Raw genomic sequence first — 16,811 nt, forward strand, 5'->3', positions numbered from 1 at the left:
GGTCGCGCGCCGGCCCGCACCGCGAGGAACCCGCGCCGGGCCGGGCGGGTGCAGGGACGAGGGCCGACCGGCGCCCCGTACGATAAGACGGTGATCGGCAGCTCCAGGCACAGGCGTCGTGCCGTGGCGTCCCTGCTGGCCGGTCTCTCCGCCACCGCCGGCCTCCTGCTGGCCACGCCGACCCCCGCGCACGCCGCCGAGCCCGAGCTCACCTTCACCATGACCGCGCTCAAGGTGTCCGGCTACGGCAAGGACGACACCGTCACCCTCTCCGGGACGGTGGTCAACACCGGCAGCGTCCCCGCCTTCGGAGTGCAGGCCATCCTGTGGCGCTCCCGGGACGCCATCCGCGACCTCGCCACGCTCCGGCGGGCCGGCACCAGCACGGTGCTCGGGGCCCGGCTGCCGATCAGCTCCGACCACTACGTGGTGGTCAGCACCTCGGCGGAGGCGTTCAACCCCGGACAGAGCGAGCAGGTCACCCTGCGCGCCACGATCGGCGAGCTGGGCTTCGACGTGCGCGGCGCCGCCTTCCCCTTCGGCGCGGACGTGATCGCCAACACCGACTCGGGCGCCACCGCCAACTTCCGCAGCATGGGCGAGCTGCGCACCTTCGTGAACATCCCCGGCACGGAGAAGGTGCCGGTCACCTCCGTCGTGCTGCTGACCGACCCGCCCACCAAGCTCGTCGACAACCTCTTCCGCAACGACTCCCTGGCCCAGGACCTGACCGGCCGCCTGGGCACCCTGCTGGACGCCGCCGCGCGCCCGGGCATGAACTGGCTGATCGACCCCGCCCTCCTCGACGAGGTGCGCGACATGGCGGACGGCTACCAGGTCGTCTCGGGCGAGACAACGGTCCCCGGCACCGGCCAGGACGCCGCCAAGGCCTGGCTGGCGCGCTTCGAGGGCCTGGAGGACCGGTTCGGCGGACGGACGCTGTTCGCCAACCCCGACCTCACCGGGGCGAGGGCGGCCGGCGACGAGCTCGTGGTCGCCCGCTCCGAGCGTGCCGCGGCGAAGGTGCCCGGCCTCGACGACCTGCCGCTGGTCGTCGTGCCCGCCGGCACGCAGCTCACCACGGCGACCTACGACCTCATCGCCTCCTCCGACCCGGACGCGGTCGTGGCCACCAACACCGTCGCGGCCGGCGCCCTCCAGGCCGGCACGCCCGGCCACCCGCCCGTCCTGGGGGCGTCCGGCGCTCTTCCGGGCACCACGGACGCGCCGCAGAACCTACGGCGCCAGTACGCCCTGGCCACGTCCGTGGTCGCCGGCGCGCGCGGTGAGGTCCGCCTGCTGCGCACCCCGGCCGACGTCGAGCAGGACGAGGCGGCGATGGGCAGCTGGCTGGTGCGCCGCAGCCTCGACGAACTCCTGGAGTCGACGCCGGGCGTGAGCACGGTCGGGCTCGTGTCCGCCCGTCCCGCGCGCCTGCCGACCGAGGCGTTCGAGGAGCTCGGCCGGCTCGAGAGCGACTTCACCGCCTTCGCGGAGCTCGCTCCCGATTCCAGCCTCCCGGCCCAGTCGGACGCCGCGGTGTCGCGTGCGGCATCGTCGGCCTGGGTGGGCGACACGACCGGTTTCGACGCCCACCTGCGCGACCTCTCCCGGCTCGTCAGCCTGCCCGAGGTCGGGCGGTCGGTGCACCTCGACGCCAGCCCGCGGTTCGTGATGTCCTCGCGCACGAACCAGTTCCCGGTGACGGTGACCAACAACCTCACCGAGCCCATCCGCGTGCAGGTGCGGGTGACCACCGCCAACGAACTGCGGCTCACCGTCCCGCCGTCGGAGGTCGTGACCGTGGAGCCCGACCAGAGCGTGACGGTGAACGTGCGCCCGGAGGCCACCTCGAACGGGCTGGTCACTGCCCGGGCCTACGTCGCCACAGAGAGCGGACGGCGGGTGACGCCCGACATCGCGATCACCGTCGAGATCACCGACCTCGGCGTGGTGGCCTGGATCATCGTCGGGGTGTCGACGCTGGTGCTGGTGGGCGCCACCGCCTGGCGCATCCGTCAGGTGCGCCGCCGGGCGTCGACCACCGCACCGGCACGCGACGGCGGCCCCGTCACCCCAGAGGCAGGCGAATGACGGACACGAGCCCCGCCGGCGGGCGCCGCCTCATCAACGCCACAGCGGTGATGGCGTCCGGCACGATGGCCTCGCGCGTGCTGGGCCTGGTGCGCACCGCCCTGCTGGCGTTCGTCATCGGCAACGGCACGCTCCAGGCGGAGGCGTTCAACTTCGCCAACACCGTGCCCACGTCCCTCTACCTGCTGCTCGCCGGCGGCACCCTCAACAACGTCCTCGTGCCGCAGATCGTGCGCGCGGTCAACCACGACGAGGACGGCGGCAAGGCGTTCATCGACCGGATCATCACCGGCTTCCTGCTCGTCCTGGGCGCCCTGACCGTGGTGGTGACGGCGGCGACGCCACTGGTGATGAGCCTGTACACCTCGGCCATCTGGCGCACGCCCGAGATGGCCGACCACTGGCAGTCGCTGCTGCTGATGAGCTACATCTGCATGCCGCAACTGTTCTTCTACGGCGTCTTCTTCCTCATCGGGCAGGTGCTGAACGCCCGCGAGAAGTTCGGCCCGATGATGTGGGCGCCGACGGTGAACAACCTCGTCTCCATCATCGTCTTCAGCGCCTACCTGTGGCTGTGGGGCAGCGAGGGCGCCCTCGGCGGCGAGCCGTTCACCACGGCGCAGGCGTGGCTGCTCGCCCTCGGCTCGACGATCGGCATCCTCGTCCAGACCCTGGTCCTGCTGCCGTACCTCAAGCGGGCGGGCTTCTCCTACCGTCCCCGGTTCGACCTCAAGGGCACCGGCCTGGGACGGACCTTCCACGTCGCGAAATGGATGGTCGGCTACGTCGCGCTCACCTCGGTCGCGCAGATCGTCGTGTCGAACCTCGCCTCCGCCGCCGCACCGAGCGCCGGCGCGCAGGCGGCCGGCGGCGGCTGGACGGTCTACCAGAACGCCTACCTGATCTGGATCCTGCCCCACTCGCTGCTGACCGTCTCGCTGGCCACGGCGATGCTGCCCGCGGCGTCCCGCTACGCGGTTGCCGGCGACCGGTCCGGCGTCGCTGCCGAGACCACGAGGGCCCTGCGGCTGGCGACCACCTTCCTGCTGCCGGCCAGCATCGGGCTGGCGGTGCTCGCCGACCCGGTCACCCGGATCATCTACGGCAACGGCAGCGGCGCGAACGACTACGTCTTCATCACCTGGGCGCTGATCGGCTTCGCGATCGGCCTGGTGCCGTTCACGATCCAGTACCTGTACCTGCGCGCGTTCTACGCGATGGACAACACGAGGACCCCGTTCCTGCTGCAGATCTGGATCAGCGCGGCCAACGCCCTGTTCGCCGTCGTCTTCGTGCTCGCGTGGGACGACCCGGGGACGGTCGCCGCGCGCCTGGCGCTGTCGTACTCGGTGTCGTACTTCATCGGTGCGGTGATCACCCACCGGGTACTGCGCCGCCGCCTGCCCGAGTTGCCGGGAGTCGAGACCCTGCGGCACCTGGGGCGCCTGGCCGTGGCCACGGTGCCTGCCGCACTGCTGGCGTGGGTGATCAGCTGGTGGTTCGAGCGCTACCCCAGCCTGCTGCTGCGGGTGCTCGGGCTCGCCCTGGCCGGCGTGGTGGCGGTGCTGGCCTTCTTCTTCACGGCCAAGCGGCTGGGCATCCCGGAGACCACCTCGCTGCTGGAGGTCCTCCGCCGGCCGCGGGCGGCCGTCGACCCCGACACCGACGCGGCAGGCGCGATCGCCGACGAGTCCGATGCGGAGGACGACCGGGACGCCGGCCCACCCGACCCGGACGGGGTGGGCGTCTTCGTCCCCGTGTCCGCGACGCAGCCGGCGTCCTCCGACGTGCTGGAGTTCCCCGAGCCGCCGATCGCCGGCACGCCGGAGGCGGAGGCGTCCCTCGACGGGCGCGTCCTGGGCGAGCGCTACCGGCTGGCCGAGCAACTCGCTGTCCGTCACCGGAGCCAGACCTGGCGAGCGGACGACCTCGTGCTGGGACGGCCCGTGCTGGTGCACCTGCTGGACGCCGACGACCCGGCCACCGCGGAGGTGCTGCGGCTCTCCCACGAGGCGGCGCTGGCGACGGACGCCCGGTTCCTTCGCGTGCTCGACGTGGTCGGGGACGAGGCCGGCACCGGCCCCTACCTCGTCTACGAGTACGCGGCCGGCCAGACGCTGGAGAAGGTGCTGCGCAGCGGTCCGCTGACCGGCGTGGAGGCCGCCTGGATCGTCCGGGAGGTCGCCGACGCCCTGATCGCGCTGCACGCCCAGGAGCACTACCACCGCCGGCTGAGCCCCGCCACCGTGCTGATCAGCGCCTCCGGCAACGTGAAGGTGCTCGGCTTCGCGATGAACGAGCTGAGTGGCTCCACCGACCACCTCGCCGGTGAGGCGGCGGACGTCCGCTCGCTCGGCCAGTTGCTCTACGCCTGCCTGGTCGCCCGCTGGCCGGGCGCCGACCGCTTCGGCCTGGCCGCGGCCCCGGTCGTGGAGGGCCACTGGGTGCTGCCGAGCCAGGTGCGTTCCGGGGTGGCCCCGGCAGTCGACCAGGTGGTGGACCGCATCCTGTCGCCGACCCCCCGCAACCACGCGAGCCGGCTGACCACCGCCCAGGAGGTGACCACCCAGCTGTCGCTGGTGCTGGGACCGATGGGGGCGGCCCACGACCTGCGTGCCCGCCTGCACCCCAGCGTCGACCCCGGCTCCGCGTCCGCGCCCGCGGTGCCGGTCTCGACCGTCGCGCCGCCCGTGCCGACGCCGGTGGCCAGCCGGTTCTCCTCGTCCAGCCCCGTGCAGGGGTCGCCGTCCGCGCCGCCGGCCGTCCCGGCCACCTCCGCCGGGACGGCGGGAGCCGGTCCGGTCACCGCCGACCCCGGTGCCGCCGACCCGTACGCCGAGTGGGACGACGAGCCCGAGGACTCCACCGCGCCGTTCGTGGACGAGGCCCTCAGCCGCAGCGAGTCGTTCACCCCGGTGCCCCCGCCGGCCGGCTGGCATCCCCCCGCGGCCGAGCAGGCTCCACCCCGGCGGCCGCGACGACTGCCGATCCTGATCGGGGGTCTCGGCGTGCTCGTGACCCTCGCGATCGTCGCGGCGCTGGCGCTGAACCTGCGCGCCCCGGCCGCCCCTGCGGCACCGGAGGGCACCCCGCTCGCCGTGGCCGCCGTGGACGACTTCGACCCCAAGGGCGACGGCGGCGACGGCGCGGAGAACGCGAAGACGGCCCGGAACGCCGTGGACGGCAACCCGGAGACCTTCTGGCGTACGGAGAAGTACCGCTCGGCAGCCATGGGCGGGCTGAAGCCAGGCGCGGGCCTCGTGCTCGACCTGGGGGAGGTGCGCACCGTCACCGCCGTCCGGCTGGTGCTGGCCGGCCAGCCGACCGCGGTCGCGGTGCTGGTGCCGCAGAAGGCCGGACGGTCGGCCCCGGCCAAGTCGGTGTCGCAGTGGACGCCGGTCGCGAGCGCGGACGCCGCCCCCGCTGAGGTCACGCTGACACCCGCCGAACCGGTCAGCACCCGGTTCCTGCTCCTCCACCTCTCCTCGCTGCCCGACATCGGCGAGGGGTACTTCCGCGGCGGCATCGCCGAGGTCACCGTCCTGGGTCGTTGACGGGCGGGACGGACAGGCGTCCGGCCATCACCTAAGCTACGTGGCGTAGTTTCTCGACGCTGGCTCGGGGGGGGCATGAGGAAACTGCGCTGGGGGGCGTATCTGTGCGGTCTCGGCCTGGCCTTCGCCGGCTGGACGCAGCCCCTGCCCGCGCACGCCGACACCCCGGTTCCCGCGCCGCCGGCGACGGCGCCGTCCGCTCCGACACCCGCCGAGCCAAGCCCGACCACGACCCCCGAGGCACCGGCACCGGACCCGGTGACCCCGGACGCAGCGACGAGCGGAGCACCAACCCCGGAGGCAGCGACCACGCCCGCAGAGGGCACCGCCACCCCGGTGGCACCCGCTCCGCCCACGCCCGCCCCGGGCGCGTCGTCCAGCACCGGCGGCGCGACCTACATCGTCCGGTTCCGTAACGAGGCAGGTCCGGCCGACGGCACGGCCGCGGACGCCACCCTTGCCGACCGGACCCAGCGCGAGCTCGACGCGATCCCCGGGGTGATCGCCCGGCTGACCTCGGCGCAGGCCCGCGACCTGGCGCTCGACCCCGCCGTTGCCTACGTGCAGAAGGACGCACCCGTCCACGTCGCCGACACCCAGACCCAGCCGCCGTGGGGCCTGGACCGCATCGACGAGTCCGGCCTCCCTCTGGACAGCCGCTACACCTACGCCCGGACCGGGGCGGGGGTGAAGGTGTACGTGGTCGACACCGGCATCGACGCCGACCACCCGGAGTTCGGCGGACGGGTGGCCGCCGGCGCATCGTTCGTCCCCGACGGCAGCGGCACCGGGGACTGCTACGGACACGGCACCCACGTCGCGGGCACGATCGGCGGGACGACGTTCGGCGTGGCCAAGCAGGTGACCCTGGTCCCGGTGCGGGTGCTGGACTGCAGCGGCAACGGCACGTCCGCGGCCACGGTCGCCGCCCTGGACTGGATCGCCAAGGACCACCGCTCGGGGCAGAAGGCCGTGGTGAACCTCAGCCTCACCGGCTCGTACAGCCGGGCGGAGAACGACATGGTGGCCCGCCTGGTGGCCGAGGGCGTCACCGTCGTGGCCGCAGCGGGCAACGACAGCACGGACGCCTGCGAGGCCTCGCCCGGCTCCGCGCCGGCCGCCCTGACCGTCGCGGCGACGGACGCCGCGGACCAGCGCGCGGGCTTCTCCAACGACGGGCCCTGCGTCGACCTCTACGCCCCCGGCGTGGACATCCGCTCGGCGTCCCCCTTCGGCGCGCCGGTGCTGATGTCCGGCACGTCGATGGCGAGCCCGCACGTGGCCGGCGTCGCGGCCATGCTGGTCGGCGCCCATCCGACGTGGACGCCCGCCAAGGTGGCCGCGCGCATCCTGCGGCTGAGCCTCACCAGCCGCGTCGGCGGGAACCCCGCCGGCACGCCCAACCTGCTGCTGAACATCGCCCCGAGCATCCACGCGGTCAGCCCCGCGACCGCGTCCACGGCCGGCGGGCAGGTCGTCACGGTCTCCGGGCGCCGGTTCGACGGGGTCACCGCCGCGCTGTTCGACGGCGTCCCCGGCACCGGCCTGAAGATCTCCGCCGACCACAACTCCCTCACGGTCACCACCCCGGCCCACGCCGAGGGCACGGCGCGCCTGGTGCTGGCCTCCGAGCTGTCGAACTCCAACCGCGACGTCACGCTCGCGTTCCTGCCGCCCGCTGTGGTCACGTCGGTCTCCCCGGGCGCAGGGCCCGTGGGCGGCGGGACGCCCGTCACGCTGCGCGGGAGCCGGTTCACCGGCGCCACGGCAGTCACGTTCGGCGGTACTCCGGCGGACTCCTTCACGGTGGTGTCGGACGCAGAGGTGCACGCGGTGTCCCCGCCGGGGAGCAGCGGCACGGTCGACGTGCGCGTGACCACCGCCGCCGGCCCGTCCGCGGCCCGGTCGGCCGACCACTTCGCCTACGGCAAGGTGCCGACGGTCTCTGCGGTCTCCCCGTCCACGGGGCTGACGATCGGCGGGGCGCGCCTGACCATCACCGGCAGGCACTTCTCGGCGGGCACCACGGTGCTCTTCGGCACCGTGCCGGGGACGGCGGTGTCGGTGTCCTCGTCGAAGAAGCTCTCGGTGACCGCCCCCGCCCTCCCCGCGGGCCCGGCCAGCCTCCGCGTGGTGAACCGGTACGGCCCGTCCACCGGCGTGGCCTTCACCGCGAAGGTGGCGCCCGCCCCACGGATCTCGGCGCTCTCCCCCGCGAAGGGCTTCGCCGCCGGTGGCGCGAAGGTGACCATCACCGGCAGCAACTTCCACGGCGTGACCGCGGTGACCTTCGGCCGGACGGCCGCGACGATCGTGTCCGCGTCGAGCACGAAGCTGGTGGTCCGCGCCCCCGCCCAGGCCGCGGGCGCCGTGGGCGTGACGGTGACCGGGGCGTACGGGACCGCCACGGGCGGCACCTACACCTACGCCCCCACGCCCGCCCCGGTGGTGTCGGGCGTCTCCCCGGCCAAGGGCTCACGCAAGGGCGGCACCGTCGTCATCCTGACCGGCAAGTACTTCTACGGCGTCACCGCCGTGACCTTCGGCGGCGTCCCGGGGACGCGGCTGAGCGTCACTTCCTCCACGCGGCTGAAGGTGACCACCCCCGCGCACGCCACCGGGAAGGTGGCGATCGGCGTCCGCGCCGGCGCCGGGCTGGTGTCCGCGGCGAGCTCCACGGCCCGCTTCACCTACGCCTGAGCGCGCCGCTCCGCTCGTCCGGGAGGCCGGAACCGCGCACCGGGCGGCTCCCTCGGAAGCCCCACACACAGCGGCGGCGCCGCCGGGATGGTGTCCCGGCGGCGCCGCCTGTGTCGATGAGCGTCAGATCGCGACGTCGTCGTCGACCCAGTCGAAGGTCTTGGTGACGGCCTTCTTCCAGTTGCGGTACAGGCGGGCGCGCTCGCCCTCCTCCGCCTTCGGCTCCCACCGCTTGTCCTCGGCCCAGTTGGCGATGACGTCGGCTTCGCCCTGCCAGTAACCGGTGGCGATGCCAGCGGCGTAGGCAGCACCCAGGGCAGTCGTCTCGGCGACGACCGGACGCACCACCGGCACGCCCAGCTGGTCGGCCTGGAACTGCATCAGGGTCTCGTTCATCGTCATGCCGCCGTCGACCTTGAGCTCGGCGAGCTTCACGCCGGAGTCGGCCTCCATGGCGTCCAGCACCTCACGGGTCTGGTAGGCGGTGGCCTCCAGGACGGCGCGGGCGATGTGGCCACGGTTGACGAACCGGGTGAGGCCGACGATCGCGCCACGGGCGTCGGAACGCCAGTACGGAGCGAACAGGCCGGAGAACGCCGGGACGAAGTAGCAGCCACCGTTGTCCTCGACGGACGCGGCGAGCTCCTCGATCTCCGGAGCGGAGGAGAACATCTTCAGGTTGTCGCGCAGCCACTGCACCAGCGAGCCGGTGACGGCGATCGAACCCTCGAGCGCGTAGATCGGCTTGTCGTCGCCGATCTTGTAGCACACGGTGGTGAGCAGGCCGTTCTTGGAGGGAACGATCTCCTCGCCGGTGTTCATGATCATGAAGCAGCCGGTGCCGTAGGTGTTCTTCGCCATGCCCGGCTTGAACGCCGCCTGGCCGAAGGTCGCGGCCTGCTGGTCACCGAGGTCGCCGGCGACCGGAACGCCACCGAGCAGGCCCTCTTCGCGGCCGTAGCCGTAGACCTGCGAGGACGACTTGATCTCGGGGAGCATGGACATCGGGATGCCCATGTCGGCCGCGATCTCCGCGTCCCAGTGAAGGCCGTTGAGGTCCATCAGCATGGTGCGGGAGGCGTTGGTCACGTCGGTCACGTGCACGCCACCGTTGACGCCACCGGTCAGGTTCCAGATGACCCAGGTGTCCATGTTGCCCATGACCAGCTTGCCGGCCTCGGCATCGGCGCGGGCGCCCTCGACGTTGTCCAGGATCCACTTGACCTTGGGGCCCGAGAAGTAGGTGGCCAGGGGCAGGCCGACGCGGGCCTTGTACTTGTCCTGGCCCTCGGCGCCGCCGAGCTCCTCGACGATCTTGGAGGTGCGGGTGTCCTGCCAGACGATCGCGTTGTAGACCGGGATGCCGGTCTCCTTGTTCCACACCACGGTGGTCTCACGCTGGTTGGTGACACCGACGGCCTGGATGTTCTCCTTGTTGAGGCTGGCCTTGGCCAGGGCCTCGGCGACGACCTCGCGCACGGCGTCCCAGACCTCGATCGGGTTGTGCTCGACCCAGCCGGCGCGCGGGAAGATCTGCTCGTGCTCCTTCTGGCCCACGGAGACGATCTGGCCCTCGTGGTTGAAGATGATCGCCCGAGAACTGGTCGTTCCCTGGTCAATCGCGAGGATGTACTTGTCGGCCATGGATAATTCCTTCCACGTCATTGTTCGAGAGGATGATGATTGCTTGTAGCGAGCGGGTCGGCGGCCACCGGCCCGCTCCGTTTTTCTGGCGAGACCTGGTCCGACCGGACGGGGTGCTCAGCCGCACCCCGTCCAGCCGGGATCACTGTCACTTGGGCAGCAGGACACCGCTCAGCAGACCGGCGAGAACACCACCGATGATCGGGCCGACAACCGGAACCCAGGAGTACGCCCAGTCGGAGTCGCCCTTGCCCTTGATCGGGAGAACGGCGTGCGCAATGCGCGGGCCGAGGTCACGAGCAGGGTTGATGGCGTAACCGGTGGGGCCACCGAGGGAGGCGCCGATGCCGACGACCAGGAGCGCAACGCCGAGGGCGCTGAGCCAGCCGAGGTCGGTCGACTTCCAGTGACCGGCAGCGAGGACGACGAACACCAGGACGAACGTGCCGATGACCTCAGTGATGACGTTCCACGCGTAGTTGCGGATCGCCGGGCCGGTGGAGAACACGCCGAGCTTGGTGGCCGGATCCGGCTCTGCATCGAAGTGCTCCTTGTAGGCCAGCCAGGCCAGCGTCGCACCGAGGAACGCGCCCACGAGCTGCGCGCCGATGTAGGTCATGATCGACATGGCGTCGACCGGGACACCCGCGACGAACTCCTTGGCGCCGGAAGCGACGACACCCAGGGTGACGGCCGGGTTCAGGTGGCCGCCGGACTTGTAGGACACGAGGACGCCGGCGAACACGGCGAGACCCCATCCCCAGTTGACGAACAGGAAGCCGGTTCCGTTGCCCTTCGACTTTGTCAGGGCGGTGTTGGCGACAACGCCAGCACCCAGGAGGAGCAGCATCGCAGTGCCGACTACCTCAGAGAGGAAAATGGTCCCCAGCACTTCTTTCTCACTTTCAGACGCCAGCTAGGGGCGTCAGTTTGGGCATCCCCGGGGGGACGCAGGCTCGGTGTTTTTTGTCTTCTCAGACATGAGTGGATGGAGCAGACACCCGTCCTCGCGTCGCGGCGTGCGCTGAACTCCGGAGGGAGGCGCCGCGGGGCGAGCTGGTGTGCTGTGCGACGGACAGCGGCATGCGTGTGCCATGTCCGACCTGACGGCGAGCGACAACGGTCGCCGGAGCCTCACTCGTGATCGCATCCGCCGAGGCTCTCGGGCGCGGACGCGAGGTGTGACAGTGGCCAGCGGAATCGGATTCTTCCTTGAGCTCCGGCACGAAGGCCCCAACGGTGCACGCATGCGCGGCGACCGCAGTGAGGTTCATCTGACTCCTTCGTACCCGCTGAACCACGTACAGACAGGAGGGTGCCACCACAGGAGTTCACCCCATCCCGACAGGCCCATCTTGCTAATGGTTGAACGCATGCGCTAGACCTGTGCACGAACGTGCACCGAGAGGGAGCAAGCTTGAACGAGCGCTACGAGGACATGTACCAAGCGGCCTCCCGCTACTACATACAGGGCGAGACGATGGAGAGCATCGCCCACCAGTTGCGGCTCTCGCGGTCCTCGGTGTCGCGGCTGCTGAAGGAGGCCCGGGAGAGCGGCCTGGTGCGGATCAGCCTCGCCGACCACAGCGGCTCGCAGTCCCCCCTGGCCTCCACGATCAGCCGCCATTTCGGGGTGCGCGTCCACATGGTCTCTGTGCGGGAGAACGCCAACGAGAACGTCCGTTTCGACCAGGTCGCCCGGCTCGCCGGCCGCCTGTTCACCGAGGCCGTCGACGACCACCAGCTGATCGGCGTGGCCTGGGGCGTGACGCTCTCGCACGTGGTGAAGCACCTGGGACGGCGTCCGCTGGTCGGCTCGACGGTGGTGCAGATCAACGGCGGCGCCAACCAGCGCAGCTCGGGCATCCCCTACATCGGGGAGATCCTCCAGTCCATCGGGGACGCCTTCGACGCGCGGGTGGTGCTCTTCCCCGTCCCCGCGTTCTTCGACTTCGCCGAGACCAAGCAGGCGATGTGGCGGGAACGTTCCGTGCAGAACGTGCTCAAGCTGCACCAGAAGCTCGATCTCGCCGTGTTCGGCGTCGGCTGCCTGGAGGGACGGGTCCCGTCCCACGTCTACACCGCCGGGTACATGGACACCTCGGACATGCGACAGCTCGCCGCGGACGGCGTCGTCGGCGACGTGTGCACCGTCCTGCTGCGCGAGGACGGGTCGTACTCCGACATCTCCTACAACGACCGCGCCACCGGGCTCACCCCGGCGGAGCTCCAGCGGGTCCCGCGGCGCATCTGCGTCGTGGCCGACCCGTCCCGGGCTCCCGCCGTCGTCGGCGCGCTGCGGGCCGGCACCGCGACCGACCTCGTCCTGGACGAGGGCACCGCGCGCGCCGTCCTCGACCGCGCCCGCCTCTAGCCCCTGCACGGCGCGGACGGGCCGCAGGCTGTCGATTTCCCATGACCCCGGCACGGACGTGCACGTCTGAGCGACCTTCGCCCGTGGGGGTGAATCGGCGACCCGCCCCTGATTAGCCTGAACGATGAAGAGCGCGCTGCCGCGCTGCGCTGGGTGTCGACGGAGAGCCCGGGCCGCGGGCGCCGCGAAAAAGTCGTTCGGGAGGTCTACGTGAGAAAGCTGGCTGTTGACGTCGTGGTCATCGGTGGCGGCTCGACCGGGGCCGGCGTGGTGCGCGACGTCGCGATGCGGGGCTACAGCACCGTCCTGGTGGAGCGGGCCGATCTCGGCCAGGGCACCACCGGCCGGTTCCACGGCCTGCTGCACTCGGGCGGGCGCTACGTCGTGAGTGACCCGTTGTCGGCCACCGAGTGTGCCCAGGAGAACGCGATCCTGACGAGGATCCAGTCGCAGGCGATCGAGACCACCGGTGGCTACTTCGTCACCGGGCCGGACGACGACCCCGCCTTCGCCGACAAGTTCCTCGAGGGCGCGAAGGCCACCGGGGTGCCGGCGCGCGAGATCAGCGTCGCAGAAGCGCTGCGCAACGAGCCCCGCCTCAACCGGCGCATCCTGCGCGCGATCGAGGTCGAGGACGGCACCGTCGACGGCTGGCAGCTGGTGTGGGGCGCGGCGAACTCCGCCAAGGCCTACGGCGCGCAGGTGCTGACCTACCACCGCGTGACCAAGATCGACACCGCCGACGGCCAGGTGACCGCCGTCCACTGCACGGACCTCAAGAGCGGCGAGGACGTGCTGATCGAGTGCGGGTTCGTGCTCAACTGCGCCGGCCCGTGGGCCGGCCAGATCGCCGCCATGGCGGGCGCGCACCCGGTGGACGTGATCCCCGGGCGCGGCATCATGATCGCGATGAACCACCGCCTGGTGAACCGGGTGGTGAACCGCTGCATCTACCCGGCCGACGGCGACATCCTCGTCCCCGTGCACACGGTGAGCATCATCGGCACCACGGACGTGAAGGTCGACGACCCCGACGACCTGGCGATCGAGCACGCGGAGGTCCAGCAGATGCTGGACGCCGGCGAGGTGCTCATCCCGGGCTTCCGGTCCTCGCGCGCCCTGCACGCCTGGGCCGGCGCCCGTCCCCTGATCAAGGACAGCCGCGTCTCCTCCTCCGACACCCGGCACATGAGCCGCGGCATGGCGGTCATCGACCACACCACCCGCGACGGCCTCGACGGGATGCTGACCATCGGTGGCGGCAAGCTCACCACCTACCGGCTGATGGCCGAGCACATCGTGGACGCCATGTGCGAGAAGCTCGGCGAGAAGCGTCCCTGCCGGACCGCGGACGAGGCGATCCCCGGCTCGGAGTCCGGGAAGAACTACGTGGTCACGCACCGCCTCGAGGAGCGCGAGCACGACCGGCTGGACGACCAGATCATCTGCGAGTGCGAGCTGATGAGCCGCCGGATGTTCACCGACGCGCTCGCTTCCCAGCCCAAGGGCACCTTCGACGACCTGCGGCGCCAGCTGCGGCTGGGGATGGGCCCCTGCCAAGGCGGCTTCTGCTCGATGCGCGCCACCGGCATCGCGCTGGAGAGCGGGCACATCGACATCGAGCGGGCCACCGGCCTGTTGCGGCTGTTCCTGAAGAACCGCTGGATCGGGTTGTGGCCGATCCTCTACGGCGACCAGGTGCGACAGACCGCCCTCGACAACTGGATCTTCCAGGGCACGCTCGACGTCGAGCACCTGCCCCAGCCCGAAAGTGAGGTGGCCCTGTGAGCCGCGTCGTCGTCATCGGTGCCGGCCTCGCCGGCCTGGTCGCCGCCAACCGGCTCGCGTCGGCCGGCGTGGGCGTGACCCTGCTCACCAAGGGCATCGGCGGGCTGCAACTCAGCCAGGGGACGATCGACGTCCTCGGCTACGCGCCGGACCGGGTGACGAACCCCGTCCTGACGCTCTCGGCGATCGCGTCCGCACGGCCCGGGCACCCCTACGCAGCCATCGGCGCCGCGGGCGTCCACACCGGCATCGAGTACCTCAAGCAACTGCTGCCCGACCTGCTGGTCGGCGATGCGGAGGCCAACTACCAGCTGCCGACAGCGGTGGGCGCGATCCGTCCCACCTGCCTCGTGCAGCCGAGCATGGTGGCCGGGCACCTCAAGGACGGGGCGAAGGTCGTTGTCGTCGGCCTGCGCCGGCTGAAGGACTTCCACCCGGCACTCGTCGCGGAGAACCTCGCCCGCACCACGCTCCCCGACGGCGGCCGCCTCGTCGCCCGCCCGGTCAGCGTGGACGTGCCGGCCCGTGACGCGGAGGTCGACTCCTCCGGCCTCACCTACGCCCGCGCGTTCGACGACCCCGCCTTCCGCGCCCGGTTCGCCGCGGCCCTGAAGCCCCTGCTGGGCGACGGCGAGACGGTCGGACTGCCCGCGGTGCTCGGCCTCAAGGACCGCACAGCGTGGTCGGACCTGGCCGACAAGCTCGGGCACCCGGTGTTCGAGATCCCGCTCCCGCCGCCGTCGGTGCCCGGGATGCGCCTCAACGAGGCCCTCATGGCCAGCGCCAAGGCCGCCGGCGTCCGCGTCGTCAACGGCACCCGGGCCGTCTCGGTGCGGATCGAGGACGCCGTGGTCAAGGGCGTCACCGTGGCCACGGCCGGCGCGGACCGCGAGTTCACCGCGGACGCGTTCGTGCTCGCCGCCGGCGGGTTCGAGTCCGGGGCGCTGGCCCTCGACTCCTACGGCACCGTGACCGAGACCCTGTTCGGGCTGCCGCTCGCGGGCCTGGACGCCGGTCCGCTGGTGCACGGCGACTACTGGGGGCCCGAGCAGCCACTGTTCAGCGTGGGCGTGCGCGTTGCCGGCGACATGCGGGTACTGGACGGCAACGGCGCGGTCGTCCACCCGAACCTGTACGCGGCTGGCGGCATCATCGGGGGCTCGTCCCGGTGGGCGGAGAAGTCCGGCGACGGTATCGCCGTTGGCAGTGCGGTCGTGGCCGCCGATTCGATCCTGGAGGTGCTGGCATGAGCCACGAAGGCCTTGAGTTCGCCGGGCACGAGCTGGCGAGGGCCAGCCTCGACGCCTGTGTGAAGTGCACGATCTGCGAGACCATGTGCCCGGTGTCGGCGGTGACCCCGCTGTTCTCCGGACCCAAGTTCGTCGGGCCGCAGGCCGAGCGCTTCCGCAACGGCGACAGCGTCGACCACTCGCTCGACTACTGCTCCAGTTGCGGCACGTGCACGCTGGTCTGCCCGCAGGGCGTCCAGATCGCCGAGCTGAACAGCCAGGCGCGCGCGGTGATGAAGGCCGACCACATGCCCCTGCGCGACAAGCTGATCGGCCAGACCGTGCTGATGGGCAAGGTGATGACGCCGGTGGCGCCGATCGCCAAGGCCGCGCTGAACAACAAGCCGATCCGGGCGATGATGGAAGCGGTGGTGAAGGTGCACCGGGACGCCCCGATGCCGCCTCCGCAGGGCCAGACCTTCGAGGGCTGGTTCCGCAAGCGCCCGAAGCCGTCCAGGACCCCGACCCGCGGTGCGCTGGTGTTCTTCCACGGCTGCGCGGGCGGCTACTTCGAGGTGGAGACGTCGAAGAAGTCGGTGGAGGTGCTGGAGCACCTCGGCTACGAGGTCATCGTCCCGAAGCAGGGGTGCTGCGGCCTCGCCCAGCAGTCCAACGGGCTCTTCGACCAGGCGACGGCGTCCGTGCTCAAGCTCTGCGACGACCTGCGGGCGGCCGGCACCGACCTGACGATCATCTCCTCGTCCGGCTCCTGCACCGGCATGCTCAAGCACGAGGCGCACGAGATCATGGGCGTCAGCGACGACAAGCTGAAGGACGTCGGGACGCGGATCCGCGACATCATGGAGTTCCTGCTCGACCTGCACGAGGCCGGCGAACTGCCGACCGACTTCGCGCCGATCGACATGACCGTGCCGTACCACGCCCCCTGCCAGCTGAAGAGCCAGGGCATGGGGATGCCGGCGGTCGAGGTGCTCAAGCTGATCCCGGACCTGACCGTCGTGGAGTCGGGCGCCGTCTGCTGCGGCATCGCCGGCACCTACGGCCTGAAGAAGGAGAAGTACGACATCGCCCAGGCGGTCGGACGTCCCCTGTTCGAGATGGTGAAGAAGACCAACCCCGACCTCGCCCTGTGCGACACCGAGACCTGCCGCTGGCAGATCGAGCAGTCCTCCGGCGTGAAGACCGAGCACCCGATCTTCCTGGTCCATCGGGCGTACGGCCTCTCGTAGCCCCGGACGCGAACCCGCCGGAGCCAGGAATGGTGCTCCGGCGGGTTCGTCGTCCCCAGGCCCCGCGTCCGCCCGTCCCCCCACCCGTTCCTGCCCCCGAGTGCAACTCCGGCTACCGGAATTCCGGCAGCAAGGGTTGCCTTCGGCAGCAAGCGCGGGAGGGGGAGGCCGGGACGGG

Annotated in this window: 9 protein-coding genes; 7 read left to right on the forward strand and 2 right to left on the reverse strand. The window is 71.5% G+C overall.

Annotated features, from left to right (window positions below):
* Nucleotides 1-90 precede the first annotated feature (90 nt).
* The 3 genes from ACFQQJ_RS11480 (at nt 91) to ACFQQJ_RS11490 (ending at nt 8,348) form a co-directional block, all read left to right on the forward strand.
* Nucleotides 91-2,094 carry a DUF6049 family protein gene (locus ACFQQJ_RS11480; RefSeq protein ID WP_377106615.1) on the forward strand — a complete coding sequence of 668 codons (2,004 nt, stop codon included), beginning with the start codon at nt 91-93 and terminating at the stop codon, nt 2,092-2,094.
* Nucleotides 2,091-5,648 (forward strand): murein biosynthesis integral membrane protein MurJ, encoded by a 3,558-nt coding sequence (gene murJ / locus ACFQQJ_RS11485; RefSeq protein WP_377106617.1) that lies wholly within the window; start codon nt 2,091-2,093, stop codon nt 5,646-5,648. The genes ACFQQJ_RS11480 and murJ overlap by 4 nt, the downstream gene beginning before the upstream one ends.
* A gap of 75 nt (nt 5,649-5,723) precedes the next feature.
* The gene (locus ACFQQJ_RS11490; RefSeq protein WP_377106619.1) at nt 5,724-8,348 is read left to right on the forward strand and encodes an IPT/TIG domain-containing protein; all 2,625 of its coding nucleotides are present in this window, start codon (nt 5,724-5,726) and stop codon (nt 8,346-8,348) included.
* A 123-nt stretch (nt 8,349-8,471) separates the two neighbouring features.
* On the opposite strand, the gene glpK is transcribed toward ACFQQJ_RS11490, so the two are convergent.
* Together glpK and ACFQQJ_RS11500 are read right to left on the reverse strand one after the other, a co-directional pair.
* Nucleotides 8,472-9,992 (reverse strand): glycerol kinase GlpK, encoded by a 1,521-nt coding sequence (gene glpK, locus ACFQQJ_RS11495; protein ID WP_377106621.1) that lies wholly within the window; start codon nt 9,990-9,992, stop codon nt 8,472-8,474.
* 148 nt (nt 9,993-10,140) lie between these two features.
* Entirely contained in the window at nt 10,141-10,881 is a 741-nt protein-coding gene (locus ACFQQJ_RS11500; RefSeq protein WP_377107052.1) for an MIP/aquaporin family protein, read from the reverse strand.
* A 528-nt stretch (nt 10,882-11,409) separates the two neighbouring features.
* On the opposite strand from ACFQQJ_RS11500, the gene ACFQQJ_RS11505 reads away from it, so the two are divergent.
* From ACFQQJ_RS11505 to ACFQQJ_RS11520, 4 genes are all read left to right on the forward strand, one after another.
* Nucleotides 11,410-12,366 (forward strand): sugar-binding transcriptional regulator, encoded by a 957-nt coding sequence (locus ACFQQJ_RS11505; protein ID WP_377106622.1) that lies wholly within the window; start codon nt 11,410-11,412, stop codon nt 12,364-12,366.
* Nucleotides 12,367-12,576: 210 nt separating this feature from the next.
* Nucleotides 12,577-14,154, forward strand: a complete 1,578-nt coding sequence (gene glpA, locus ACFQQJ_RS11510) for an anaerobic glycerol-3-phosphate dehydrogenase subunit GlpA (RefSeq protein ID WP_377106624.1) — start codon at nt 12,577-12,579, stop codon at nt 14,152-14,154.
* Entirely contained in the window at nt 14,151-15,404 is a 1,254-nt protein-coding gene (glpB, locus tag ACFQQJ_RS11515; protein ID WP_377106626.1) for a glycerol-3-phosphate dehydrogenase subunit GlpB, read from the forward strand. The genes glpA and glpB overlap by 4 nt, the downstream gene beginning before the upstream one ends.
* Complete coding sequence (locus tag ACFQQJ_RS11520) at nt 15,401-16,633, forward strand: anaerobic glycerol-3-phosphate dehydrogenase subunit C (RefSeq protein WP_377106627.1); 1,233 nt, start codon at nt 15,401-15,403, stop codon at nt 16,631-16,633. The genes glpB and ACFQQJ_RS11520 overlap by 4 nt, the downstream gene beginning before the upstream one ends.
* Nucleotides 16,634-16,811 lie beyond the last annotated feature (178 nt).

Source organism: Propionicimonas sp. T2.31MG-18, from assembly GCF_964266745.1.
Lineage (GTDB): Bacteria > Actinomycetota > Actinomycetes > Propionibacteriales > Propionibacteriaceae > Propionicimonas.